Annotated in this window: 18 protein-coding genes; 8 read left to right on the forward strand and 10 right to left on the reverse strand. The window is 60.0% G+C overall.

Annotation, left to right across the window (positions count from 1 at the left end; genetic code table 11):
- Positions 1-6 precede the first annotated feature (6 nt).
- The 5 genes from BLV61_RS29745 to BLV61_RS29765 form a co-directional block, all read right to left on the reverse strand.
- Positions 7-906, reverse strand: coding sequence for a carbohydrate ABC transporter permease (locus tag BLV61_RS29745; RefSeq protein ID WP_236693137.1), 900 nt, complete (start codon positions 904-906; stop codon positions 7-9).
- 201 nt (positions 907-1,107) lie between these two features.
- Positions 1,108-2,418, reverse strand: a complete 1,311-nt coding sequence (locus tag BLV61_RS29750) for an ABC transporter substrate-binding protein (protein WP_090469522.1) — start codon at positions 2,416-2,418, stop codon at positions 1,108-1,110.
- A gap of 339 nt (positions 2,419-2,757) precedes the next feature.
- Positions 2,758-3,663 carry an AraC family transcriptional regulator gene (locus tag BLV61_RS29755; protein WP_047528660.1) on the reverse strand — a complete coding sequence of 302 codons (906 nt, stop codon included), beginning with the start codon at positions 3,661-3,663 and terminating at the stop codon, positions 2,758-2,760.
- Between the two features lie 104 nt (positions 3,664-3,767).
- On the reverse strand, positions 3,768-5,087 hold the full coding sequence (locus BLV61_RS29760; protein WP_047528661.1) for a glycosyltransferase: 1,320 nt from the start codon (positions 5,085-5,087) through the stop codon (positions 3,768-3,770).
- Between the two features lie 77 nt (positions 5,088-5,164).
- On the reverse strand, positions 5,165-5,524 hold the full coding sequence (locus tag BLV61_RS29765; RefSeq protein WP_047538564.1) for a response regulator: 360 nt from the start codon (positions 5,522-5,524) through the stop codon (positions 5,165-5,167).
- A gap of 257 nt (positions 5,525-5,781) precedes the next feature.
- On the opposite strand from BLV61_RS29765, the gene BLV61_RS29770 reads away from it, so the two are divergent.
- The 5 genes from BLV61_RS29770 to BLV61_RS29790 all read left to right on the forward strand — a co-directional run bounded on the left by BLV61_RS29770 (position 5,782) and on the right by BLV61_RS29790 (position 12,323).
- The gene (locus tag BLV61_RS29770; protein ID WP_090469524.1) at positions 5,782-9,270 is read left to right on the forward strand and encodes a response regulator; all 3,489 of its coding nucleotides are present in this window, start codon (positions 5,782-5,784) and stop codon (positions 9,268-9,270) included.
- Positions 9,270-10,103, forward strand: coding sequence for a CheR family methyltransferase (locus BLV61_RS29775; RefSeq protein ID WP_047528664.1), 834 nt, complete (start codon positions 9,270-9,272; stop codon positions 10,101-10,103). Before BLV61_RS29770 ends, BLV61_RS29775 begins: the two co-directional genes overlap by 1 nt.
- The gene (locus BLV61_RS29780) at positions 10,100-10,693 is read left to right on the forward strand and encodes a chemotaxis protein CheB (protein WP_047528665.1); all 594 of its coding nucleotides are present in this window, start codon (positions 10,100-10,102) and stop codon (positions 10,691-10,693) included. Before BLV61_RS29775 ends, BLV61_RS29780 begins: the two co-directional genes overlap by 4 nt.
- Positions 10,687-11,868, forward strand: a complete 1,182-nt coding sequence (locus BLV61_RS29785) for a hybrid sensor histidine kinase/response regulator (protein WP_090469526.1) — start codon at positions 10,687-10,689, stop codon at positions 11,866-11,868. Before BLV61_RS29780 ends, BLV61_RS29785 begins: the two co-directional genes overlap by 7 nt.
- A 77-nt stretch (positions 11,869-11,945) precedes the next feature.
- The gene (locus BLV61_RS29790) at positions 11,946-12,323 is read left to right on the forward strand and encodes a response regulator (RefSeq protein WP_047528667.1); all 378 of its coding nucleotides are present in this window, start codon (positions 11,946-11,948) and stop codon (positions 12,321-12,323) included.
- A gap of 45 nt (positions 12,324-12,368) precedes the next feature.
- Here the strand turns inward: BLV61_RS29790 and BLV61_RS29795 are convergent, their stop codons facing one another.
- The 3 genes from BLV61_RS29795 to BLV61_RS29805 form a co-directional block, all read right to left on the reverse strand.
- Positions 12,369-14,039 (reverse strand): response regulator, encoded by a 1,671-nt coding sequence (locus BLV61_RS29795; RefSeq protein ID WP_090469529.1) that lies wholly within the window; start codon positions 14,037-14,039, stop codon positions 12,369-12,371.
- A complete protein-coding gene (locus BLV61_RS29800; RefSeq protein ID WP_090469532.1) occupies positions 14,036-15,538 on the reverse strand; it encodes an ATPase domain-containing protein in 1,503 nt (500 codons plus the stop codon). Before BLV61_RS29800 ends, BLV61_RS29795 begins: the two co-directional genes overlap by 4 nt.
- A gap of 115 nt (positions 15,539-15,653) precedes the next feature.
- Positions 15,654-16,709: a tetratricopeptide repeat protein gene (locus BLV61_RS29805; protein WP_090469535.1), complete on the reverse strand. Its 1,056-nt coding sequence runs from the start codon at positions 16,707-16,709 to the stop codon at positions 15,654-15,656.
- Between the two features lie 199 nt (positions 16,710-16,908).
- Between BLV61_RS29805 and BLV61_RS29810 the strand changes: the two genes are divergently transcribed.
- Genes BLV61_RS29810 through BLV61_RS29820 form a run of 3 tightly spaced genes read left to right on the forward strand, consistent with a single transcriptional unit; the run spans position 16,909 to position 20,198 of the window.
- Positions 16,909-19,044 (forward strand): FUSC family protein, encoded by a 2,136-nt coding sequence (locus BLV61_RS29810; protein WP_090469539.1) that lies wholly within the window; start codon positions 16,909-16,911, stop codon positions 19,042-19,044.
- The gene (locus BLV61_RS29815; protein ID WP_047528674.1) at positions 19,034-19,234 is read left to right on the forward strand and encodes a DUF1656 domain-containing protein; all 201 of its coding nucleotides are present in this window, start codon (positions 19,034-19,036) and stop codon (positions 19,232-19,234) included. Before BLV61_RS29810 ends, BLV61_RS29815 begins: the two co-directional genes overlap by 11 nt.
- 4 nt (positions 19,235-19,238) lie before the next feature.
- Complete coding sequence (locus tag BLV61_RS29820; RefSeq protein ID WP_090469543.1) at positions 19,239-20,198, forward strand: HlyD family secretion protein; 960 nt, start codon at positions 19,239-19,241, stop codon at positions 20,196-20,198.
- Between the two features lie 170 nt (positions 20,199-20,368).
- Here the strand turns inward: BLV61_RS29820 and BLV61_RS29825 are convergent, their stop codons facing one another.
- Together BLV61_RS29825 and BLV61_RS29830 are read right to left on the reverse strand one after the other, a co-directional pair.
- Entirely contained in the window at positions 20,369-21,790 is a 1,422-nt protein-coding gene (locus tag BLV61_RS29825; protein ID WP_090469546.1) for an efflux transporter outer membrane subunit, read from the reverse strand.
- Positions 21,787-24,978, reverse strand: a complete 3,192-nt coding sequence (locus BLV61_RS29830; RefSeq protein ID WP_047528678.1) for an efflux RND transporter permease subunit — start codon at positions 24,976-24,978, stop codon at positions 21,787-21,789. The genes BLV61_RS29825 and BLV61_RS29830 overlap by 4 nt, the downstream gene beginning before the upstream one ends.
- Between the last annotated feature and the right edge of the window lie 9 nt (positions 24,979-24,987).

A 24,987-nucleotide genomic window follows, 5' to 3' on the forward strand; every position in this document is an offset into this window, starting at 1 on the left:
CGGGCCTCAGGCTTTGTCTGTCAGGTTTTTGCCGATCATCCGCACCAGCACGATGGCCGCGATGTTGGCGATCACCACCGCGATCAAGCCGCCAGCGGAGGCCATGCCCACGTCGAACTGCACCAGCGCCTGGTTGTAGATCAGGTAGGCGAGGTTGGTCGAGGCGTAGCCGGGGCCGCCATTGGTGGTGGTGAAGATTTCGGCGAACACCGAGAGCAGGAAAATGGTTTCGATCATCACCACCACGGCAATGGGCCGGGCCAGATGCGGCAGGGTCAGGTGCCAGAAAATCGCGACGGGGCCGGCACCGTCCAGGCGCGCGGCTTCCTTCTGTTCCTGATCGAGGGACTGCATGGCGGTCATCAGGATCAGGATCGCGAAGGGCAGCCATTGCCACGAGACAATGATGATGATCGACAGCAGCGGGTAATGCGCCAGCCAGTCCACCGGTTGCGCGCCGAACAGTTTCCAGACGTAGGCGAGCATGCCCGACACCGGATGGAAGATCAGGTTTTTCCAGATCAGCGCGCCGACCGTGGGCATGATGAAGAACGGCGAGATCAACATGACTCGCACGATGCCGCGACCGAGAAATTCGCTGGCCTCCAGCAAGGCGCTGATCAGCACACCGAACACCACGCTGATCAGCAGCACGCTGCCCACCAATAACAGGGTGTTGGTGGCACCGGGCAGGAAGCCCGAGTCCGTCAGGAAGTAGGTGAAGTTCTCCAGCCCGACGAACTCGTTTTCACCCGGGTTTAGCAGGTTGTAGCGAATCATCGAGAAGTACAGCGTCATGCCCAGCGGCACGATCATCCACAGCAGCAACAACGCCACCGAGGGGCTGACCAGAAACCAGCCGGGGTTGCTCAACCGGCTTTTACGCAGCGGTTGAGGGATTTCCATGTGCGCTTTGGCAGTTGAAGTATTCATGGTGATCACGACCGTTTGGGTGCAGATACATGTTCAGGAAAGAACAACATTCCTGACATAGACGCGAACCCTGTGGGAGCGGGCTTGCCCGCGATGGCGAATGAGCAGTCGACATCCATGTTGAATGTGCCGGCCTCATCGCTGGCAAGCCCGCTCCCACAGGTTAAGTGGCGGTTACTTGGGATAACCGGCGCGCTTCATCTCTCGCTCTGTGGTTTGCTGCGCCGCCGCCAGCGCCTGGTCGACCGTCATCTGGCCGATCAGCGCCGCCGAGAACGACTTGCCGACCTGGGTGCCGATGCCCTGGAACTCGGGGATGGTCACCAACTGAATGCCGATATAGGGCACCGGTTTCAGCGTCGGCTTGCTCGGGTCCGCGGCCTTCAGTGACTCGAGCGTCACCTTGGCAAACGGCGCGGCACTCATGTACGCCTCGCTGTAGGTCGAGGCCCGGGTGCCTGGCGGCACGTTGGCGATGCCGTCTTTTTCTGCAACCAGCGCACTGTATTCCCTGGAGGTCGCCCAGGCGCTGAAGGTTTTCGCCGCGTCCTTGGCTTTGGAACTGGTCGGGATCGCCAGTGCCCAGGAGTACAGCCATGCCGAACCTTTGTCAGTGACCTGATGCGGCGCGTAGGTGAAGCCGACGTGATCAGCCACTTTGCTTTGGGTCTTGTCGGTGACGAACGAGCCGGCGACGCTGGCGTCGACCCAGATCGCGCATTTGCCGCTGTTGAACAGGGCCAGGTTTTCGTTGAAACCATTGCTCGACGCGCCCGGCGGGCCGGATTTCTTCATGGTGTCGACGTAGAAGTTCAGGGCGTTTTTCCATTCGGGGCCGGTGAATTCCGGCTGCCATTTCTCATCGAACCAGCGCGCGCCATAGGCGTTGGCGAGGGTGGTGATCAACGCCATGTTCTCGCCCCAACCGGCCTTGCCGCGCAGGCAGATGCCGTACTGCTCTTTATCCTTGTTGGTGAGTTTTCCGGCGAACTCGGCGATCTGTTCCCAGGTCGGGCGCTCGGGCATGGACAGGCCGGCGTCCTTGAACAGGTCGGTGCGGTAATAGGTGATCGAGCTTTCGGCATAAAACGGCAGTGCATACAACGAACCCTTTACCGACAAGCCTTCACGCACCGACGGGAACACATCGTCCAGGGCGTAGCTTGCAGGCAGTTCCTTCATCGGCTCCAGCCAACCCTTGGCGCCCCACAGTGCCGCTTCGTACATGCCGATGGTCAACACGTCGAACTGCCCGCCCTGGGTGGCGATGTCGGTGGTCAGGCGCTGACGCAGGACGTTTTCTTCCAGCACCACCCAATTGAGCTTGATGTCCGGATGCTCGGCCTCAAAGGTTTTCGAGAGCTTCTGCATACGAATCATGTCGCTGTTGTTGACGGTGGCGATGGTCAGGGTCTGGGCGCCAAGGCTGACGCTGCTGAGGGTCATGCAGGTGAGGGCAAGCAGAGCTTTTACAGACGGTTGCATCGTGCACTCCTTTTCTGCACCCGAGGGGGACAGAAGGACGGTTATTGTTTTTGTGTCTTCCGCTTGTAGGAAGAATCTGCACTGATTACAGCCTTCAATTCACGGCGAAACAAATCATCCGTCGCACTTGAATCGATACTTTTTTGCACTCGGGTTTAGAGCGGTAGACGCAGGGAAGGGCTTTTCTGCGGTGAGGTGATGTCGAATCCGTACAGGTTTTCGACACCAGGCAGACCTGTGGGAGCTGGCTTGCCAGCGATGGCGGTGGATCAGTCGATAGAGATGTTGGTTGCGCGGGCCTCATCGCTGGCAAGCCAACTCCCACAGGGACGGGTGATGTCAGCCGTGGTTTTGCTCGGTCAACCGCTGCACTACCAACCGCCGGTAATGGGACGGCGTCATGCCCTTTAGCTGTTGAAAGCGCCGATTGAAATTGGAAATATTGTTGAAACCCGACTCGAAACAGACATCGGTCACGGGTTTGTCGCCGTCGGCCAGCAGTTCACAGGATTTACTGATGCGCAGGCGATTGACGAATTCGATGAAATTGCGCCCGGTGGCCTGTTTGAACACGCGACTGAAATAGGTTGGTTTCATGCCCAGGTGCTCGGCGACTTCTTCCAGAGGCAACTCCCGCGCATAGTGGGCGAAGATGTAATCCACCGCCCGGTTGGTGCGATCGATGTTGTGTTCGTCAGCCAGTTGCGGCGTCGTGGCGCCGGACAACAACTGATAGTCGTCAGTGGCAGCGAGCAACTCCAGCAGGATGAAAAAATGCCCGAGGCGCGTGACGCCCTGGGTATCGGCAATGCGCTGCATCAGGTCCATCGCCTGGCGGATGGTCTGCTTGCAGCGAAACTCGATGCCGTACTGCGCCCGCTCCAGCAGCGGGGCCAGGGTCTTGAGTTCGGCGAACACCTGATAGCCGCTGTCGAACAACTCATCCGTGAAGTTGACCAGCATGTCGCGCTTGGGCACCACTTCATCTTCGGCCACCTGGCTGATCCAGTTGTGGGGCAGGTTGGGGCCGGTGAGGAACAGGCTTTCAGGGTAGAAATTGCCGATGTAGTCGCCGATGAATACCTTGCCGGAGCTGGCGACGATCAGGTGCAACTCGTATTCCTTGTGGAAATGCCAACGTACCAGCGGGCAGGGAAATCCGTGCTGGCGGTAGATGATGGACAACCCATTGTGGTCGTCCATCAGTTCGTAGGACGGGTCGGTCACTCTGGCGGTACGTGTCATGGCGGCACACTTTTCTTGTTATCGCGCTGTGATCATGCCCTTTACGCAGTGAAAAACGCCAGTTTGCCGCGATACGAAGCTTCAGCCAGCGTCAAAAATAGGCTTCACGTTATTTGAAGCGCAATAGACTTTTCGGGAATGCGATTCTTTGCCTCGATCCATTGCGCCATGTACTGAGTGCTCTTGTGATGATGGTGACGCAACATGCTGCCGGTAAAGTTGTCCCGGCGGATTTGCGCCAAATGCCGTTGGCAATGAACCAGTCTTTCAATCAGGGCGGGCCCGTGAATGGATTGCTGGTAACGGCTGGCTAGCAGAGCCTGCGCTTGACCCTGCGTACGCTGCCACAGAACCTTGTCGGTATACAGCCGCACAGCGTTGTCGGCGAAGTCGCGAGCGGACCGGGTCACGGCGCCGGGCCACGCTTGCTCGCCGTGCATGGCTTCCGCCCCCATCGGGGTGGTGACATTGGGCGTGCCGCAGAGCATCGCATCGACGATTTTGCCTTTGATTCCCGCACCAAAACGCAGCGGCGCCAGGCACACCCGTGCCGCTGACATGACTTGCAACGCGTCTTCCGCCCAGTTCATCACGTGAAAGCCCTGGGCGGCATTGTGCAGCGCGGTCGCCTTGGGCGGCGTGTAAGCGCCATAGATGTGCAACTGCGCGTCAGGTATTTGCTCACGGATCATTGGCCAGATGACGGTTTTCAGCCAGAGCACCGCATCCCAGTTAGGCGCATGCCGGAAGTTGCCAATGTGCAGGAAATGCGCGCGATCTTCGAACGATGCCGGCGGTTGGTTTGGCAGATCAACCATCAGTGGGCACCAGTGCAGCAGATCTCGCGCAAGTTTGAATTGCTCAACCAACAACTCGATTTCCACTTCGGAGGTCATCAGGTTCAAATCACAACGATAAATCGCTGCGATTTCCCGTTTGGCCAGATCGGTATCGGCCATGAACTCGAACTCTTCACGCAATGCAGGCGCGAACAAGTCCGTGAAATCATTGACGTCGTCACTGGCCTTCAGCCGCGCCTTGAGTCGCTGATGCCGGGCATCGCGCAGGCTTTGCAGGTCAGAGGTTTCAAGCACGCGCAGCGCGGCAGGACAATGTTTCTCCACGCGCCAGCCGAACTGTTCTTCCATCATGAAGCGATCGAACAACACCACATCCGGCGCCAGTTCGTGGATGAACGTGTCAAAACTGCTGTTGTTCAACTCGATCGGCACTTCGCGAATGCCCAGCGCCGTGAGGTCGGCCCGGTGCTCACCGCTGCCGGCCGGGCTGCTGAAGGTGATATCCCAACCCTGCTGCAGGAAAGTCTCAAGGATTTGCATCATGTGGCCACCGGCTGCGGAGGAGCGGGGCTCGGGCCAGACGTAACCAATGACCAGGACGCTGGTTGCGCGAGGTTGACTCATGTACGGGGGTTCCTTGAAGCGTGCAGGGGGCAGGCAAGTAAAAGAGGGGCGGTATTACACCATGGCGAGTAGCCGGATCACTCGAGAATGCTCTTGACCTTGTCCCGCAACTGATCGATGGAGAAGGGTTTGCCAATCACATGCATGCCTTCGGGCGCTTCGATGCTTTCGGCATAACCGCTGGCAAACAGCACCGGCAGTTCATGGCGCAGCATGCGCGCCTGCTCGGCCAGTTCCCGACCATCCATCACCGGCAGGCCGACATCGGTCATCATCAAGTCGATGTGCTGGTCTTCGTCATTGAGGAACTCCAGCGCCTGCTCGCAGCCATCGGCTTCAAGAACTTTGAACTCAAGCTCCTCCAGCACATCGACAATCAACATGCGCACGATGGCATCGTCTTCGACGACCAGAATGATGGGAGCGTTGGCGGACATGGTGGGCATCTCGAAAATTGGTGAGGGTTGCCAGTCGATGTAAATCGCCGGCGTCTTGCATGAGTAAATGTCGACTGCCGACAAGTTCCCGACAGGCTATAAAAAGAGTAGTGACACAGTACATGGAAGGATAACCGCTCCTGTGGCATCAAATCAGCTGAATGTAAGAAATTGCACAAAAACGCATCAGAAATTGGAACAATGCGCCATTTGTGGGGCAAACTCCTTGGTTTTGATCGCTTGGACAAGGCTTGACTATGACCTCTGAGTCTTCAGTTGATGAGCAACGGTTCCGCAAACTCCTGAGCCGCAATATCAGGCTCCCGCTGGGTGTCGGCGTTGTCAGTGCGGTGTTCTTCGTTTCGTTGATCATGTACCTGCTGTCGACGATCCAGTGGGTCGAGCACACGGATCGCGTGATCAATAACGCCAATGAAGCGCTCAAGCTGACGGTCGATCTGGAAACCGGCATGCGCGGCTTCCTGCTCAGCAGTGACGAAAAATTTCTCGAACCCTATGAAACGGCGAAGCCGAGAATCGAGGTCGTGCTCAAAACCTTGCTCGAATTGACAGGCGACAACCCGGCCCAGACCGACCGTCTGCACCGCCTGCAGGCGTTGCAACAGGAATGGGCCGATTATGCGAAAAGCATGATCGATCTGCAGCGATCCAGCGGCGATTATCGCGGCGCGGTGAGGGCTGGAAAAGGCAAGCGCTTGACCGATGAGATCCGCAAGCAGTTCGAAGACGTGATCGACATGGAGCAGCAACTGCGCACCACCCGCAACGATGAGGTGCGGCGCACGACGGTCTGGAGCATCGGTCTCTACCTGTTGTTCATCGCTGGCATCAGTGGCTTGCTGGCTTACATCGGCCGTCGCGACCTGCTCAATCTGTCCAACAGTTACAGCGCCAACCTTGCCGCGCAGCAGGCCAGCGCCCATCGCCTGGAGCAGCAAGCCTGGCTGCGCAATGGTCAGACCCAGCTCGCTGAGCAGGTACTGGGGCAACTGAGCCTGAATGTGCTGGGACGCAACATCCTGCAGTTCTGCGCGCAGTACCTGGGCAGCGCCGTGGCTGCGCTGTATGTCCGCGAAGAGCACGGCGGCCTCAGGCGCGTAGCGTCCTACGGCTTTTCCCGTGAGCAGGAAGCCATCGATCAGCAGATCTACAGTGACGAAGGCATTGTCGGCCAAGTGGCGCAACAGGCACGCCTGATCCGCCTGGACAACGTGCCGAGCGACTATTTCAAAGTCACCTCCGGCCTCGGCCAGGGCTTGCCACACAGTGTGCTGGTGGTGCCGACCAGCGACGATGATCGGGTCAATGGCGTTATCGAACTGGGTTTCCTGCGCCCACTGATCGATCGCGACATCGAACTGCTCGAGCTGATAGCGGCCAACATCGGCACCTCCATCGAGGCCGCGCGTTATCGTCAGCGCTTGCAGGAAGTGCTGGCCGAAACCCAGCAACTCAACGAAGAGCTGCAGGTGCAACAAGAAGAGCTCAAGACCGCCAACGAGGAGCTCGAAGAACAGTCGCGAATCCTCAAGGAGTCCCAGGCACACCTGGAAACCCAGCAGGTGGAGCTGGAGCAGACCAACGAACAACTCGCCGAACAAGCAACGATTCTGGCCGAGCAGCGCGACGCCATGGACCTGAAGAACACCGAGCTCAATCAGGCCCAGCGTCAACTCGAAGAGCGCGCCGAAGAGCTGCAGCGTTCCAGTAAGTACAAGTCGGAATTTCTCGCCAACATGTCCCACGAACTGCGCACGCCGCTGAACAGTTCGTTGATCCTGGCCAAGTTGCTGGCGGAAAACCCTCAGGAGAACCTCAGCGCCGAACAAGTCAAGTTCGCCGAATCGATCTATAGCGCCGGTAATGACTTGCTCAACCTGATCAACGACATTCTCGATATTTCCAAGGTCGAGGCCGGAAAACTCGAGATCCGCCCGGAAAACACCAGCGTTGCGCGTCTGGTGGATGGTTTGCGCGGGATGTTCCAGGCATTGGCCACGGACAAGCAACTGGCGTTCCACGCCACGCTGGAAGACAGCGCTCCTTCGTTGATCTTTACCGACCGCCAGCGCCTGGAACAGGTGATCAAGAACCTGCTGTCCAACGCGGTGAAGTTCACCGAAAAGGGCAGCGTCAGCCTCAGCGTTGCCTCGGCGCCCAACCACGGCATTGCCTTTACTGTGCGCGACACAGGGATCGGCATTGCCGAGGATCAGCAGGAAAGTATTTTCGAAGCCTTTCGCCAGGCCGATGGCACCACCAATCGCCGTTACGGCGGCACCGGGCTGGGCCTGTCGATCTCCCGCGACCTGGCCGCTTTGCTGGGCGGCTCCATCAGCGTCAGCAGCACACCGGGAGAGGGCAGCGTGTTCACCCTGGTGTTGCCGCAACAATACGTCGAACCGGGGGACGACCCTGTCGAACCGATGCGTCCAGTGGCGGTAGCGGCAGCCCCGCCCGTGGCGCCGGCCATCTCGGCACCGCTGATTGTCGAAGACATTCCGCGCTTCGACGATGACCGCAACCGGGCGCCGTTCGGCACCCGCTGCATTCTGGTGGTCGAGGACGAGCCGAACTTTGCGCACATTCTCTACGATCTCGCCCATGAGCTGGGTTATCAGTGCCTGGTGGCCCACGGTGCCGATGAAGGCTACGACCTCGCCCGTGAGTTCAGCCCCGACGCGATCCTGCTGGACATGCGTCTGCCCGATCATTCCGGGTTGACCGTCCTGCAACGCCTCAAGGAGCACGCGCAAACCCGACACATACCGGTGCACGTGATTTCCGTCGAAGACCGGGTCGAGGCGGCGATGCACATGGGCGCCATCGGTTATGCGGTCAAGCCCACCACTCGCGAAGAACTCAAGGACGTCTTTGCGCGCCTTGAAGCCAAGCTGACCCAGAAAGTCAAACGCGTGCTGCTGGTGGAAGACGATGACCTGCAGCGCGACAGCATTTCCCGCCTGATCGGCGACGATGACATCGAAATCACCGCCGTCGGCCTGGCCCAGGACGCACTGGACCTGCTGCGTACCACGATCTTCGATTGCATGATCATCGACCTGAAACTGCCGGACATGCTCGGCAATGACCTGCTCAAACGCATGTCGACCGAGGACATCTGCTCGTTTCCGCCGGTGATCGTCTACACCGGGCGCAATCTGACCCGGGACGAAGAAACCGAACTGCGCAAGTATTCGCGCTCGATCATCATCAAGGGCGCGCGTTCGCCCGAGCGCTTGCTGGATGAGGTCACACTTTTTCTGCACAAAGTCGAATCCCGGCTGTCCCATGAACGACAGACCATGCTCAAGACCGCCCGCAGCCGCGACAAGGTGTTCGAGGGGCGCAAAGTGCTGCTGGTGGACGACGACGTACGCAACATCTTCGCCCTCACCAGCGCACTGGAGCAAAAGGGCGCAGTCGTGATCATCGGGCGTAATGGCCTTGAGGCGATTGATCGATTGAATGAAGTCGAGGACATCGATCTGGTGTTGATGGATGTGATGATGCCGGAGATGGATGGCTTCGAAGCCACCACCGAAATCCGCAAGGACCCGCGCTGGCGCAAACTGCCAATCATTGCGGTAACGGCCAAGGCCATGAAGGACGATCAGGAGCGCTGCCTGCAGGCAGGCGCCAACGATTACCTGGCCAAGCCCATCGACCTGGATCGCCTGTTTTCGCTGATTCGTGTGTGGTTGCCGAAGATGGAACGTATCTAGTGGAGCGCAACTACTCAGGTGAGCGAAACAGCGAAATCGAGTTGCGCTTGTTGATCGAGGCGATCTACCTCAAGTACAGCTACGATTTTCGCGATTATTCCGGCGCTTCGATCAAGCGCCGGGTGACGTACGCGCTGAGCCAGTTCGAGTGCGGTACCATTTCGGCCCTGCAGGAGAAGGTTCTGCACGATCCGAAGGCATTCATGCAATTGCTGCAGCTGCTGACGATTCCAGTCAGTGAAATGTTCCGTGATCCCTCGCACTTTCTGGCCATACGCAAGGAAGTGGTGCCGCTGCTCAAGACTTACCCGTCGATCAAGATCTGGATCGCCGGCTGCAGCACGGGCGAAGAGGTCTATTCGATGGCGATTTTGCTGCGCGAAGAAGGCCTGCTCGATCGCACCATCATCTATGCCACCGACATCAACCCGCGCTCCCTGGAAAAAGCCAAGCAAGGCATTTTTTCGATGGAGAATGTCCGGGCCTATACGTCTAATTACCAGCACGCCGGAGGCCAGCGCTCCTTCGCCGATTACTACACGGCAGCCTATGGCTACGCGATTTTCGACAAGTCACTGTGCGAGAACGTGACGTTCGCCGATCACAGCCTGGCGACCGACAGTGTATTTTCAGAGACTCAATTAATTTCTTGTCGTAACGTATTGATTTATTTTAATAAAAAATTGCAGGATCGCGCGTTCGGTTTGTTTCACGAGTCACTGTGCCACCGTGGATTTCTGGTGCTGGGGAGCAAGGAAACCCCGGATTTTTCGGCCTATGGCAATCAATTCGAGTCCTTGGCCAAACAGGAACGGATCTACCGTAAATCATGAACGACGCCATGGGCTTGCCTTCTATAGAAGCAATCGTGATCGGCGCGTCGGCAGGCGGGGTTGAAGCGCTGCTCAATATCCTTACCCCGCTGCGCGAAGGCTTTGGGTTGCCGATCGTTGTGGTGCTGCACCTGCCGGATGAGCGGCGCAGCCACCTGGCGGAAGTATTTGCCCGACGGGTGGCCCTGCCGGTTCTGGAGGCCAGCGACAAAAGTCGCATCGAAGCCGGAACCCTGTATTTCGCCGCGCCCGGTTATCACTTGTCAGTGGAGCAGGACCGCAGCTTTTCCTTGAGCCTTGAAGACCGCGTGCATTATTCGCGACCCGCCATCGACTACCTGTTCGAATCGGCTGCCGATGCCTATGGGCCGAAACTGGCTGCCGTGCTGCTGACCGGCGCCAACCGCGATGGCGCCCACGGCCTGGCGCAGGTCAAGCGACGTGGCGGACTGACGGTCGTGCAGGACCCGGACGAGGCGCAGGTCGCGACCATGCCCCAGGCGGCGCTGGATATTCACCAGCCTGACCACATTCTCACTATCCGCGGCATTGGCCGTTTGCTTGTCGAGCTGGAACAAATCGCATGCTAAGTAATTTCCAGGCCAAACTGCTGATCGTCGACGATCTGCCGGAAAACCTGCTGGCGCTCGAAGCGCTGATCAAGCGCGAGGATCGCATCGTCTACAAGGCGCTTTGCGCCGATGAAGCCTTGTCGCTGTTGTTGCAGCACGAATTCGCCATGGCCATTCTCGATGTGCAGATGCCCGGCATGAATGGTTTTGAACTGGCCGAGTTGATGCGTGGCACGGAAAAGACCAAAAACATTCCGATCGTGTTCGTCAGTGCCGCCGGTCGCGAGCTGAATTACGCGTTCAAGGGCTATGAAAGCGGTGCCGTGGACTTCCTGCACAAACCGCTGGACATTCATGCCGTCAAGAGCAAGGTCAATGTGTTCGTCGAGCTGTTTCGTCAGAGCAAGGCCATGAAGCAACAGGTCGAGGCGCTGGAGCAGAGCCGGCGCGAGCAGGAAGCGTTGCTCAAGCGCTTGCAGAGTACCCAGCTGGAGTTGGAGCAGGCCGTGCGGATGCGCGATGACTTCATGTCGATCGTCGCCCACGAAGTGCGCACGCCGCTCAATGGCCTGATCCTCGAGACCCAGTTGCGCAAGATGCACCTTGCCCGGGATAACGCTGCGGCGTTTACCCTCGACAAGATGCAGGCCATGGTCGAACGCGATGAGCGGCAGATCAAAAGCCTGATTCGCCTGATCGAAGACATGCTCGATGTGTCGCGTATTCGCACCGGCAAGCTGTCGATTCGACCGACACGCTTCGATCTGTCGGAACGGGTTCGCAACCTGTTGCAGAACTTCGCCGCACAGATCGAGGCCGCCGAGTCGTCGGTGACCCTGGTGGCCGAGCAACCGGTGGTCGGCCAATGGGATGAGTTTCGTATCGAGCAGGTCATTTCCAATCTGCTGACCAACGCCCTGCGTTACGGGGCCAAGAGTCCGATCACCGTGAAGGTGTACAGTGAGCGTGGTGAAGCACGGGTGGAAGTGCGTGACTTCGGGATCGGCATCAGTGAAGAGAACCAGCACAGGATTTTCCAGCAGTTCGAGCGCGTCACGGCCAAACACGCCGTCGCCGGGCTTGGGTTGGGATTGTTTATTTCTGAACAGATAGTGACCGCCCATGGCGGTACCATTACCGTCGAAAGCCGGATTGGCGAAGGCGCCCTGTTTCGCGTTTGTCTGCCGCTGTAGGAAAACAGTCTGATAAACGCAACCTCTGATCGACCTCACGGTCGTATCAGCAGCAATTGACCGAACAAAGGCTTCCCATGAGTGAAGATGCACAAGACGTCGTATTGATCGTCGAAGATGACCCCTCGATTCTGATGGTGCTGTCGGCCTATCTGTCGGGGGAGGGCTACCGGGTACTGCAGGCCGAAAACGGCGAGCAGGCCTTCGAAATCCTTGCCAGCAAGCCCCACCTGGACATGATGATCACCGACTTCCGCCTGCCGGGCGGAATCTCCGGCGTGCAGATCGCCGAGCCCGCGATCAAGCTGCGACCGGAGCTGAAGGTGATATTCATCAGCGGCTATCCGCAGGAAATCCGTGAAACCGACAGCCCGATCACGCGCACGGCGCCTATCCTCGCCAAACCGTTCGACCTGGATGTGTTGCAGGAAATGATGCAGGACATGCTGTCCTGAGGGCAGCAGGAGCTGCCTTCGGCAACGCCTGCTGGGTCGGGTGCTTCAGACGCTGATCATCTCCCGCACCTTCGCCGTCAACAGGTCGAAGGTGAACGGCTTGGTGATCATCTGCATGCCAGGGTCGAGGAAACCCCCGCGCACCGCCGCGTGCTCGGCATAGCCGGTGATGAACAAGACCTTGAGCCCGGGCCGGTACTGCCTGCCGATTTCCGCCAGTTGCCGGCCGTTCATGCCGGGCAGGCCGACGTCGCTGATCATCAGGTCGATACGCTGCCCCGAATCGAGAATCGGCAACGCGGCGGCCGCATCGCCAGCCTCGACGAAGGCATAGCCCAGCTCGCTCAACACGGTACTCACCAACACCCGGACCGCCGGGTCATCCTCGACGATCAGTACCGTTTCGCCATTCTGCGCGAACAGAGGATGCTGGCGATCGACCGGATTGTCCCGGGGCAGGTCGCCACCGAAGCGCGGCAGGAACAGGCTCACTGTTGTGCCTTGGTCCACTTCGCTTTGAATGGCGACATGGCCCCGGGATTGTTTGCTGAAGCCATAGATCATCGACAACCCCAGGCCGGTGCCCTGACCGATAGGCTTGGTGGTGAAGAACGGGTCGAAAGCCCGGCTGATGGTGCTTTGCGGCATGCCGCAGCCATTGTCGGTGACACTGAGTACCACATAGTCCCCCGGTTTGAGGTTGCTGTGGGCTTCGGTGAAGCGGGCGTCCAGTTGCTGGTTCGCGGTCCGCACCACCAGTTTGCCGCCATCGGGCATGGCATCGCGGGCGTTGATAACCAGGTTGAGCAGGGCACTTTCCAGTTGATTGGGATCGGCCTCGGCCACCCATAGGTGCTCGCTCAGCTGCATTTCCAGATGGATGCTTTCGTTGATGCTGCGTTGCAGCAACTCGCCCATGGAAATCACCAGGTTGTTCATCTCCACCGGTTTGGAATCCAGCGACTGGCGACGGGAGAACGCCAACAGACGGTGAGTCAGGCCCGCCGCGCGATTGGCCGAGGTCACGCCCAGGTCGATCAGGCTGTCCAGATCCTCGGTGCGGCCACGGGCCAGACGCCGGCGCAGCAACTCCAGGCTACCGATGATGCCCGTCAGCATGTTGTTGAAGTCATGGGCGATACCGCCAGTGAGTTGGCCGACTGCCTCCATTTTCTGCGACTGGCGCAACACTTCTTCGTTGTGACGCAGCTGTGCGGTGCGTTCTTCGACTTGCTGCTCAAGGGTTTCGAGGGTGTTCTGCAAGCGCAGTTCGCTTTGGCTCAAGTCGATCAGCCGGTCCCGGGCCTCGTACTGTCGTCGACGTCCGCGCAGCGCAGTGGTCACCAGGCTGATCAATGTCTCCGGATGAAAGGGCCGCTCAAGGAAGGTGACATTGCCCAGCTGCGGGCCAAAACGAGAGGCGGGGTTTTGTTCCGGACCGCCATGATGGGTCAACAATACGATCGGCAGGTCCGACCAGGCCGGCTGCTGCTCGATCAGGCCCAGCAACGGGTCCAGATCAACGCCCAACAAGGCCTCGGCGGAAATCAGCAGCAACCCCGCACCTTGTTCCAGTTCCCGGCAGAGCTCGACCAGACCTGCGCAGACAATCCCGTCGAATCCCGCTTCTCGGAGCAACATCAAGGCGATCTGGCCGTCACGTCCCAGCGGCGCGAGGATGATCGCGCGCTCGGACGTGGCTTCGATCGCCGTCACGGGATTTCATCCCCGAGCAACGGGTTGCTGGCGCCCATATAAGTGGGTACGCCACGCAAAACGCCCTGGAATGATTCCAACGGCTCACCGATGGTCATGCCATGGTTGCTGATGCGGTACTCGCGAATGGTGGATTCATGGCTGCCGGTGCGTTTCTTGATCACCGAAATCGCCCGGCGTACCTTGCCCACGGCTTCGAAGTAGCGCAGCAGAATCACCGTGTCCGCCAGATAAGTGATGTCCACCGGGGCCTGCATATCGCCGACCAGTCCATGCTGGGCGACGGTCATGAAGGTCGCGGCGCCCTGGCGGTTGAGATACAGCAGCAGCTCGTGCATGTGCAGGACCAGGGCGTTCTCTTCGGGCATGGCCGCCTGGTAGCCGTTAATGCTGTCGATGACCACGGTCTTGATGTTGCGCTCGTCGACGCAGCGACGAACCCTGTGGGAGAACTCGCCGGGGGACAGTTCAGCGGCATCCACCTGTTCGATCAGCAAGTTGCCGCTGTGCTGCAGTCCCTGCAAATCGATACCGATGTTTTTCATGCGCTCGAACAGCAGGCCCAGTTCTTCGTCGAAAATGAACAAGGCGGCTTTTTCACCCCTGGCGACGGCGGCGGCTGCGAAGATCATGGAAATGAGGGATTTGCCGGTACCGGCCGGACCGAGAATCAACGTGCTGGAGCCGGTTTCAATACCGCCGCCGAGCAGCGCGTCCATTTCCGCGATGCCGCTGGTCAATTGCTGGCGCAGGTAGCGCCCTCGGTGTTCGGCGGCCACCAGGCGTGGAAACACATGCACGCCATCGCCCATGATGGTGAAGTCGTGAAAGCCACCACGGTATTTCTGACCCCGGTACTTCACCACCCGGATACGCCGCCGTTCGGCGCCGTAGTTGGGGGTCAGTTCCTCCAGGCGGATCACGCCGTGGGCCACGCTGTGCACGGTTTTGTCGAGGGACTCGGTAGTCAGGTCGTCCAGCAGCAACACGGTGGCGTCGTAACGCACGAAGTAATGCTTGATCGCGAGGATCTGCCGGCGGTAGCGCAATGAGCTTTGCGCCAGCAGACGGATCTCGGACAGGCTGTCGAGCACCACGCGGGTTGGCTTGAAACGCTCGACCACTTCGAAGATCTGCTTGGTGGCCTCACCCAATTCCAGGTCAGAGGAGTACAGCAGCGACTGCTGGTGCTGGGCATTGAGCAGGCTTTCCGGCGGCGTCAGTTCGAAAATATGCACGTTTTCGCCCAGTTCCCAGCCGTGGGACCGGGCGCCCTGGCGCAGTTCGCGCTCGGTTTCGGACAGGGTGATGTACAACGAGCGTTCGCCGGCCTGGGCGCCAGCCAACAGAAAGTGCAGGGCAACGGTGGTCTTGCCGGTGCCCGGTTCGCCCTCCAGTAGAAACACGTGGCCGCGAGAGAGTCCGCCATCGAGGATGTCATCCAGCCCTTCGATACCGGTGGCGGCTTTTACACTGATCAACTCGTTGGATATAGACAAAAAATGCCCTCTCTTGACTAGGGGAACGAGGCAGTGGGCGCTGAGTGCCACAAGGTCTGCCTGTTCACTTGACCTTTGGTCGAGACGAGCGTTCAAGAAAATTTACGCAGGGATATCAGAGACCTTGCTGCAGGGCCGGGTCGTCTGGATTCATCTGTTCGAGTTGCGCCGACAGGATCTGCACATTCTGCAGTTGTCCGCTTTCCTTCCAATAATTGATCAACAGTACTCGCGCCCTGCGATCGTTCGGGTGGCGCTGGACGATCTCCTGCAATTGCTTCTGCGCCGCTTCCAGCTCCTGTTCACCGTGCAGGGTGGTGGCCAGGTCATAGCGATAGTCCTTGTTGTTCGGCTCAAGCTCCACGGCTTTGGACAGGCCCAACAGCGCGAATTCACTCTGGCCATGATTGAGCAGCCAAAGCCCCAGGGCATGCTGCAAATAGGCGGAGTCGGGCTGTGCTTTCAATTGCCTGGCCAACAATTGCCGGGCGGCATCGCTTTGTCCCAGCTTGTCCAGCACCTCAATCTGCATGACCAGCGCCGGGAGGTTGTCGGGGGCCAGGCGCAGGGTGTTTTCAAGCGCCTGCTGGGCCTCCTTGAATTCGGCGTTGTGCAAATGCAGTCGAGCCAGCTGATAGTGATTCTCGGCACTCTCCGGCGCGCTTTTGAGTACCTGCTCCCAGGCATCGATGGCTTGTTCCAGTGGCCCGAAATACAAGCCGAGGTCGTCCGGTGACAAGCCCAGCAAGGCGTTGACGGCGGCCAACCTCACACTCTGGTCTTTGTCATCGAGCAACGGCCCGAGCAATAAGCTGCGCTGGCCGTTGGGCACGAGCCCGCTGATGCTTTTGATCGCCGCGATACGTACTTCCGGCGACTCATGTTGCAAATCGGCGTCTGCCAGTTTCAGGGCCACCGAACTCGGGTAGTTAGGCAGTTCGGCGTGCAGCCAGATGCGCCGCTTGGGCGATAGATCGGGGCGGCCCAATTGCTGGTACAGCACCCGCGCGGCGCCGGGCTGGCCGGCGCGGGCCTGGGCCAGCGCCTCACTGTAGCCGCGCTTGATCGCTTCGGGCACCACTGGCGTCGTGCTGCGCAGGTACACCCAGGCGAGGCCGATGACAAGCAAGGCGCAGAGACTGATAAGCAGATAACGGCGGGACTGGGGCATGCAGAATCCGGAAGCTGGCAAGCTTTTGCAAAGTCAGCAGCTTCGGTCAGGCGGAGCGCTGAGTCAAACCCTGGCTCATCTGAATGCCTGCTGAGGGGGGAGCGGGATCGACGGCTTTACCTCCATGTTGCGTCGACGCGCTGTCGAGACGCGGAAGCTGTGACTACGCTTGCTGGATAAAGCGCCAACGAGCACACCCATGCAAGCACTGTTGCAGTACTTCAAGGCGATTCTCCACCCCGGTCCCGGGGTGTTGCTGTTTGCCTTGAGAACCATTGCGGCCGGGCTGTTGACGCTTTACCTGGCCTTCCTGTTCGACCTCGACCAGCCCAAGTGGTCGATCATGGCCGTGGTCATCATCAGTCAGCCACTGGGCGGCATGGTGCTGGCCCGCAGTTTCGGCCAGGTCATCGGCACCACCATGGGCGCGGTCGTGGCGGTAGCTATCATGGCGGTCTTTCCCCAGGCACCCCTGCCTTTCATTACCACACTGGCCTTGTGGCTCGCGCTGTGTACGGCCGGTGGCACCTTGTTGCGCTACACGAGTTCCCAGGCGTTCGTCCTCAGTGGCTACACCGCCGTGGTCATTGCGCTACTGGCGATACCCGACCCGGACGGCACATTCCTGCTGACGGTAACCCGAGTCACCGAGACTTTGTTAGCCGTCGCCTGTGTGTGCGTGGTCAGCCTGCTCACCGCGCGCCCCGAAGCCGTCGCCCGGGACTATTTCGCCAAAATCGATCAAATCACCAAACTGCTGGCGACCCATGCCAGTGCCGTCCTGCGCACCGAGGAAAGCGAGGCGGATTTCCAACGCCGGCAAATGCAACTGCTGGGTCAGATCAGCGCCCTGGAGGGCGTACGTCGGCATTTGTACTTCGATGCACCTCGCTTGCGCAGCGCCAACGGTCTGGTGCAACTGCTGGGCAATCAGCTGGTGCTGCTGACCGCAAGGCTCACCGCCCTGCGTCATCAGCGGCTATTGCTGACGGAGCGCTGGGAAGGGGCCTTGCCCGAGGAAATACAGCGTCTGCGCGCTGAAGAGCTGGCCTTTCTCGATGAGCTGGCGCAACAGGGCCGCTCGCTGTCGAGCGAAAAGCGCCACCATTTCACCTCGTTGCGCCAACGCTTCGACGAACTGGCCTACAGGGCCGAGCAATTGACCGAGGCCATGCCGGCCACCTTGCGCTCGCTGGCCTGGTCGCTGCGCTGGGAACAGGCGCGCCTGCTGCAACAGCTGGAGCAAATACTGGAATTGAGCGATGCCATCCAGAGCGGACGGCCCGCCAGCAGCGTCTTTCGCGGGCAAGAGAACCCGCTGCATCTGGATTTCACCCTGGCGACCATGAATGCCATTCGTGCGTTCACCGCGCTATTGGTGGCCGGCCTGATCTGGATCGAAACCGGTTGGGACGGGGCTCGGGCCGGCATGGTGCTGCTGGGGATTCTCTGCTCCCTGATGTCGACGTTTCCACGGCCGCTGCTGGTCGTTCAGAGTTATGCCCGGGGGTTTGGCCTGGCCTTGCTGGCGTCGGCGCTGCTGGAGTTCATGTTCGTTCCCATGATCAGTAACTTCGAGATGCTCGCCTTGGTGCTGGTGCCCTTGCTTTACGCCGTCGCCGTGGGGCTGTCCAGCCCGCCAACCACCGGTACCGGTATCGGTTTGGGGCTGACAACCTTTCTGATGCTGGGCCCGTTGAATGTGGGCCTGGGACAAAACACTGCCATCCAGTGGTTCGAGTTTGCCGGTGCCTACACCTGCGCAACGGTGCTGGGCTTGAGTGTCTACGCGCTGATCTTTCCGTTCAGACCGGTATTGCGCATACGCCGGCTGTTCAAGGAGAACTGCGAGCAGGTGTACGCCTTGCTGAAAGTCCCGGCCACCGATGAAAACCAGTTTGCCTTCGAGAGCCGCATGGTCGATCGCCTGACCATGATGCTGGGATTGCTGCCGGCGACCCAGGACCAGGGATCGCGGGATGTGTTTGAAGTCAGTCTCGGTTGCATGGCCCTGGGTATCGCCTTGAACCAGCTGCGGCAACAGGGACAGGGCAACGCGTTGTTGACGCCCGCTGTGCAAAGCCAGGTATTCGCCACGGTCCGTGAAACCGGGCGGCTGGTCGCTGGCCGCCCCGGCATTCAGGCGGATCACGTGATCGACAGCCTGCATGCCTTGGGCGATGAACTGGACGCCCTGCATTCCAGCGTTCATGAACATCTGTGGTCGGTCTTTCGCATGCGCGTGGCGCTGTTGATCGTGGTGTCATTCCTGGAGCGCCATCGCCATCACTTTGAACCGCTCGCCCCACAAGGAGTACCTGCGCTTGCCCATTGATCTGGAAATAGGCGGTGTCTACCTCCCGCCCATCGCCCAGGCGCTGCTGCTGGGCCTGCCGATTTTCCTGGCGCTGGACTGGGTGCTGCGGCGCCTGGGCGTGCTGCGTTTCGTCTGGCATGAAGCGTTATTCGAGGGCGCGTTGTACGCCTGTGTGTGTGCGACGCTGATTTTGCTGATGGGAGCCTGATGCCTTGAAGAAGATCCTTTCGCACCTGACGACCGTGGCCGTGGTCGTGCTGGCGTTCGTCCTTGGCTGGTTTGCCTGGGAGCATTACACCCGCGCCCCCTGGACCCGCGACGCCCGGGTGCGTGCCGATGTGGTGACCCTGTCCGCCGATGTTTCGGGGCGCATCGTCAGCCTCGGCGTGCAGGATAACCAGCACGTGGACAAAGGCCAGTTGTTGCTGGAGATCGATCCGGCGCGCTATTCCCTGGCGGTTGAACATGCCAGACGCTCCGTGGAGGTGGCGAAAGCGTCGCTGGGGCAGTCTGAAGCGACCATCGTCTCCAGCCAGGCGCTGTTACGCCAGCGCCAGAGCGAAGAGCGGCGCCGGCGCACACTTAAGGAACGCTCCGCCATCTCGGGCGAGGAATGGGAAAAATCCAACACCGAAGTCTCGGTGGCCCAGGCTGATTTGCTGCGAAACCTGGCCAATCTGGGATTGGCCCAGGCCAACGTGCAACTGGCGATTGCGGCATTGACCCAGGCCGAACTGGATCTGCAGCGCACGCGCGTGGAATCGCCAGTCAGTGGCTACGTCACCAACCTGCTGACTCGCCAGGGAGACTATGCAACGGTGGGTGGTCCACTGTTGGCGCTGGTGGACAGCGACAGCTTTTATGTCAGCGGCTACTTCGAAGAAACCAAGTTGCCGCGAATCGGCGAGGGCGACCGGGTCGACATTGAATTGATGAGCGGCGAAAAATTCGGCGGCACGGTGCAAAGCATTGCCTTCGCCATTGCCGACCGGGAGAACCTGCCCGGTGGTCGGCTACTGGCCAACATCAACCCCAGCTACACCTGGGTCAAGCTGGCGCAAAGGGTGCCGGTGCGGATCAGGATTGACGAGGGTTACGCCGGTAAAGACAAACTGCGAGCGGGAACCACGGCCACCGTCACCGTCGAGGAAAACCCCAAATCTCAAGACTAACGCTGCCCTTGCGAACCCCACTGGACCCCGTGGGGCAGGCGCTTGCAGGTGGCGCGTTATCGGCGTTTCCCGGGAGTGCCTGAAAAGCAAAAAAAAGCCCCGCGACCGAATGAGACGCAGGGCAAAGGAATTGGTTGGTTGCGGCCAACCAAAGGAGCGCTTGAAAAAGTTTAGTTGCTGGCGACCGTTTCCGGCTGCCAGCCACCGCCGAGCGCCTTGTAGATCGCGACGATGCCGCGATACAGGTCGACTTCGGCCTGGGCCTGGGTGTCTTCGGCCGCCAGGCGCTCACGCTGGGCATCGAGCAACACCAGGAAATCGGCGGTGCCTTCGCGGTAGCGGATCTCGGCGAGGTCGGCAGCGGAGCGGCTCGATTCGCTCTGGCGAATCAGCGAGATCAACCGTTGTTGGCGTTTGCCGTAGTCGCTGAAGGCGTTTTCCGATTCTTCCAGGGCCAGCAAGACTTGCTGCTCGTAGCTCGCCAAGGCGCCTTCCGCGTCGGCGTCGGCACCGCGCAAGCGAGCCTTGACGCTGCCCAGATCGAACGCTGCCCAGGTGATGCTCGGGCCAAGCGCCCAGGCGTTGGCTGCCGAGGAACCGATCTGCGAACCCCGTCCGGCGGTGAAGCCAAGGAAGCCGCTGAGGCTGACCTGCGGGAACAGATCAGCCTTGGCCACGCCGATGCGCGCCGTGGCCGAGGCCAGTTTGCGTTCGGCGCTACGAATGTCCGGGCGACGTTGCAGCAGTTCACCCGGATCACCAATGGGCAACGCCTTGGCAATGGCCGGCAAGTTTTTCGGGCTCAAGTCGACGCTCAACTTGTCCGGGCGTTGACCGAGCAGGGTAGCAATGCGGTTTTTCTGCCGAACCTGTTCGGCCTGCAATTGCGGCACGCTGGCTTCGACCGACGCCAGTCGAGCATCGGCGCGTTCCACGTCGAGTTGATCGCCGACGCCGGCATCACGCAGGCTGATGGTGATCTTGCGCGACTCCTGCTGGTTCTCCAGGTTGGCCAGGGCGATTTTCTCCCGCAGTTGCGCGCCGCGCAGTTGGCCGTAGGAGTCCACCAGTTCGGCAATCATCGTGACTTGCAGTTGATACAGATCGGCCTCGACCGCTTGTTGCTCGGCGTTGGCCGATTCCAGGTTGCGCTGGATGCGGCCAAACAGGTCGATCTCCCAGGCCATGTCCAGGCCCAGGTCATAGCGTTCGCTGTTGACCCGGTCGGTGGTCTGGCCGGGAATCTGGCCCTTGGCCAGGTCACTGCTGACCCGGCTGGTAATGGTCGGCATGGCGTCATTGCTGACGTCATCGCGTATCGCCCGCGCCGCTTTCCAGCGGGCGAAGGCGACGCGCAAGTCGCGGTTGCCCTTCAGGGACTCGGTCACCAACTGGTTGAGGGTCGGGTCCTCGAATTGCTGCCACCAGATGCCTTCGAAACGGGAGCGGTCGAAGTTCTTCTGACCGGCCGCGCCATCGGTGGCGGTGGTGATATGGGCCGCCTCAGTGGCCGGGGTCTTGTAGTCCGGGCCCACGGCACAGGCGCTCAGCGCCAGTACCAGGAGACTCGGCAGGAAGGCTTTCAAACTCATGAATGCGACTCCAGCGGCTTTTCCAGTTTCAGCGCCTTGGCGGCTTTTCGTGCCTCACCGCGCTCGACAAAGTTGCGAATCAGTACGTAGAACACCGGCGTCAGCAACAGACCGAAGAAGGTCACCCCGAGCATCCCGGAGAACACCGCCACACCCATGGCGTGACGCATTTCGGCACCGGCACCGCTGGAGAACACCAGTGGCACCACACCCATGATGAACGCGAAGGAGGTCATCAGGATCGGCCGCAGACGCAGGCGGCAGGCTTCCAGTACCGCGGCCAGCGGGTTGAGACCTTCCAGCTGTTTATCCTTGGCGAACTCGACGATCAGGATCGCGTTCTTACAGGCCAGACCCACCAGTACGATCAGGCCGATCTGGGTGAAGATGTTGTTGTCGCCACCGGACACAATCACCCCGGTGATGGCCGACAGCAGGGTCATCGGTACGATCAGGATCACCGCCAGTGGCAGGCTCCAGCTTTCGTACTGCGCCGCGAGCACCAGGAACGCCAGCAGTACGCAGAGCGGGAACACGAACAGCGCGGTGTTGCCGGACAGAATCTGCTGGTAGGTCAGGTCGGTCCATTCGTAGGTCATGCCGTTCGGAAGTTCTTCCTTGAGCAGTTTCTCGATGGCTTTTTCGGCCTGGCCGGAGCTGTAGCCGGGGGCAGCGGCACCGTTGATTTCAGCGGTGATGAAGCCGTTGTAGTGCATCACGCGGTCCGGGCCCGAGGTGTCGCTGACCTTGATGAAGGTCGCCAGCGGGATCATCTCGCCTTTGTTGTTGCGTACTTTCAGCTGACCGATCTGGTCCGGTTCAAGACGGAACTGCTGCTCTGCCTGAACGTTGACCTGATAGGTGCGACCAAAGCGGTTGAAGTCGTTGGCATACAGCGAACCCAGGTAGATCTGCAGGGTGTCGAAGATGTCGCTGACGGCCACGCCGTGGGTCTTGGCTTTTTCCCGGTCGATGGCGGCATCGACCTGCGGCACGTTCACGGTGTAGCTGGTGAACAGGTTGGCCAGTTCCGGAACGCTGTGGCTCTTGGCAATGATGTTCATGGTTTGCTTATACAGCTCGTCGTAGCCCAGGTTGCCCCGGTCTTCGATTTGCAGGCGGAAACCACCGATCGTGCCCAGGCCCTGTACCGGCGGCGGCGGGAAGATCGCAATGTAGGCACCCTGGATGTCGGCGAACTTGGCGTTCAGCGCGGCCGCAATGGCACCCGCCGATTCGCTTGGGTCCTTGCGCTCGTCAAACGGCTTGAGCGGGGTGAACACGATGCCGGCGTTGGGGCTGTTGGTGAAACCGTTGATCGACAGGCCAGGGAAGGCTACCGAGTTGGCGACGCCAGGTTGCTTGAGGGCAATCTCGGACATCTGCTGGATCACTTCATCGGTGCGATCCAGGCTTGCAGCGTCCGGCAGCTGGGCAAACGCCACCAGGTATTGCTTGTCCTGCGCCGGGACGAAACCGGTCGGGGTGCTGGAGAAACCGAAGAACGTCAGGACCATCAGGCCCGCGTACAGCAACAGGGCGATGCCGCTGCTGCGGATCACACGGCCAACGGTGCCGACATAGCCATGGCTGGCCTTTTCAAAGAAACGGTTGAAGGGACGGAACAGCCAGCCACCGAATACCTTGTCCAGGAGTTTGGAGAAGCGGTCTTTCGGCGCATCATGGCCTTTCAACAGGACCGCAGCCAGGGCGGGCGACAGGGTCAGGGAGTTGAAGGCCGAGATCACCGTGGAAATCGCGATGGTCAGGGCGAACTGCTTGTAGAACTGGCCAGTTAACCCGGAAATGAAGGCCGCCGGGATAAACACCGCACACAGCACCAGTGCCGTGGCGATGATTGGTCCGGTCACTTCACGCATGGCACGCTTGGTCGCTTCGACCGGATTGAGGCCCAGTTCGATGTTGCGTTCGACGTTCTCCACCACCACGATCGCGTCGTCCACCACGATACCGATTGCCAGTACCAGGCCGAACAATGACAGGGCGTTCAACGAAAAGCCGAACAAGTGCATCACGGCAAACGTACCGATCAGCGACACCGGCACCGCCACCAACGGAATGATCGAGGCGCGCCAGGTTTGCAGGAACAGGATCACCACCAGCACCACGAGGATCAGCGCTTCGAAGAGGGTGTGAACCACCGCCTCGATGGAGCCGCGCACGAAGATCGTCGGGTCATAGACGATGCTGAAATCCATGCCTTCGGGGAAGCTCTTCTTCAGCTCCGCCATCTTGTCGCGTACTTCGTTGGAGATCTCGATGGCGTTGGAGCCTGGACGCTGGAAGATCGGGATCGCTACCGCCGGCTGGTTGTTGAGTTGCGAACGCAGGGCGTACTGACTGGAGCCCAGCTCGACGCGCGCAATGTCTTTCAGGCGCGTGATTTCACCGTTGTCGCCGGAGCGAATGATGATGTTCTCGAACTCTTCTTCGGACACCAGGCGACCCTGGGTGTTGACCGACAGCTGGAACGCGGTGGCGTTCGGTGCAGGCGGCGCACCCAGTGCACCGGCGGCGACCTGACGGTTCTGTTCGCGGATCGCAGTGACCACGTCGGTTGCGGTCAGGTTGCGCGAGGCGGTCTTGTTCGGATCGAGCCAGACCCGCAGCGAGTAATCGCCCATGCCGAACAATTGCACATCACCGACACCGCCCAGGCGCGCCAGCTCATCCTTGATGTTGAGCAAGGCGTAGTTGGACAGGTACAGCATGTCGTAGCGTTTGTCCGGCGAGGTCAAGTGCACGACCATGGTCAGGTCGGGCGACGCCTTGTCCACGGTGATACCGATGCGCGTCACTTCTTCGGGAAGTTTGGGCTCGGTCCGGGTCACACGGTTCTGGACCTGCACCTGCGCGTTGTCCAGGTCGGTACCCAGGGCGAAGGTGATGGTCAGGGTGATCTTGCCGTCGGCGGTCGACTGCGAGGACATGTACAGCATGTTCTCGACGCCGGTGATGGCTTGCTCCAGTGGAGCGGCCACGGTTTCACCGATGACTTTGGGGTTGGCACCGGGGAAGTTGGCGCGGACCACGACGGTCGGTGGCACCACTTCCGGGTATTCGCTGATCGGCAGCTGGAACAGCGATATCGCGCCGGCGATCAGGATCAGCAGCGACAGCACCGCTGCGAAGATCGGCCGTGAAATGAAGAATTGGGAAAAATTCATCGGAGTCGT

Source organism: Pseudomonas mohnii, assembly GCF_900105115.1.
In the GTDB taxonomy this organism is placed as follows: domain Bacteria; phylum Pseudomonadota; class Gammaproteobacteria; order Pseudomonadales; family Pseudomonadaceae; genus Aquipseudomonas; species Aquipseudomonas mohnii.

What these genes read in the sequence shown, in the direction of transcription:
- BLV61_RS29750 (WP_090469522.1), bottom strand. Translation starts at nt 2,418, where the DNA reads ATGCAACCGTCTGTAAAAGCTCTGCTTGCCCTCACCTGCATGACCCTC.
- BLV61_RS29760 (WP_047528661.1), bottom strand. Translation starts at nt 5,087, where the DNA reads ATGAGTCAACCTCGCGCAACCAGCGTCCTGGTCATTGGTTACGTCTGG.
- BLV61_RS29780 (WP_047528665.1), top strand. Translation starts at nt 10,100, where the DNA reads ATGAACGACGCCATGGGCTTGCCTTCTATAGAAGCAATCGTGATCGGC.
- BLV61_RS29805 (WP_090469535.1), bottom strand. Translation starts at nt 16,709, where the DNA reads ATGCCCCAGTCCCGCCGTTATCTGCTTATCAGTCTCTGCGCCTTGCTT.
- BLV61_RS29790 (WP_047528667.1), top strand. Translation starts at nt 11,946, where the DNA reads ATGAGTGAAGATGCACAAGACGTCGTATTGATCGTCGAAGATGACCCC.
- BLV61_RS29810 (WP_090469539.1), top strand. Translation starts at nt 16,909, where the DNA reads ATGCAAGCACTGTTGCAGTACTTCAAGGCGATTCTCCACCCCGGTCCC.
- BLV61_RS29765 (WP_047538564.1), bottom strand. Translation starts at nt 5,524, where the DNA reads ATGTCCGCCAACGCTCCCATCATTCTGGTCGTCGAAGACGATGCCATC.
- BLV61_RS29745 (WP_236693137.1), bottom strand. Translation starts at nt 906, where the DNA reads ATGGAAATCCCTCAACCGCTGCGTAAAAGCCGGTTGAGCAACCCCGGC.
- BLV61_RS29770 (WP_090469524.1), top strand. Translation starts at nt 5,782, where the DNA reads ATGACCTCTGAGTCTTCAGTTGATGAGCAACGGTTCCGCAAACTCCTG.
- BLV61_RS29825 (WP_090469546.1), bottom strand. Translation starts at nt 21,790, where the DNA reads ATGAGTTTGAAAGCCTTCCTGCCGAGTCTCCTGGTACTGGCGCTGAGC.
- BLV61_RS29830 (WP_047528678.1), bottom strand. Translation starts at nt 24,978, where the DNA reads ATGAATTTTTCCCAATTCTTCATTTCACGGCCGATCTTCGCAGCGGTG.
- BLV61_RS29785 (WP_090469526.1), top strand. Translation starts at nt 10,687, where the DNA reads ATGCTAAGTAATTTCCAGGCCAAACTGCTGATCGTCGACGATCTGCCG.
- BLV61_RS29755 (WP_047528660.1), bottom strand. Translation starts at nt 3,663, where the DNA reads ATGACACGTACCGCCAGAGTGACCGACCCGTCCTACGAACTGATGGAC.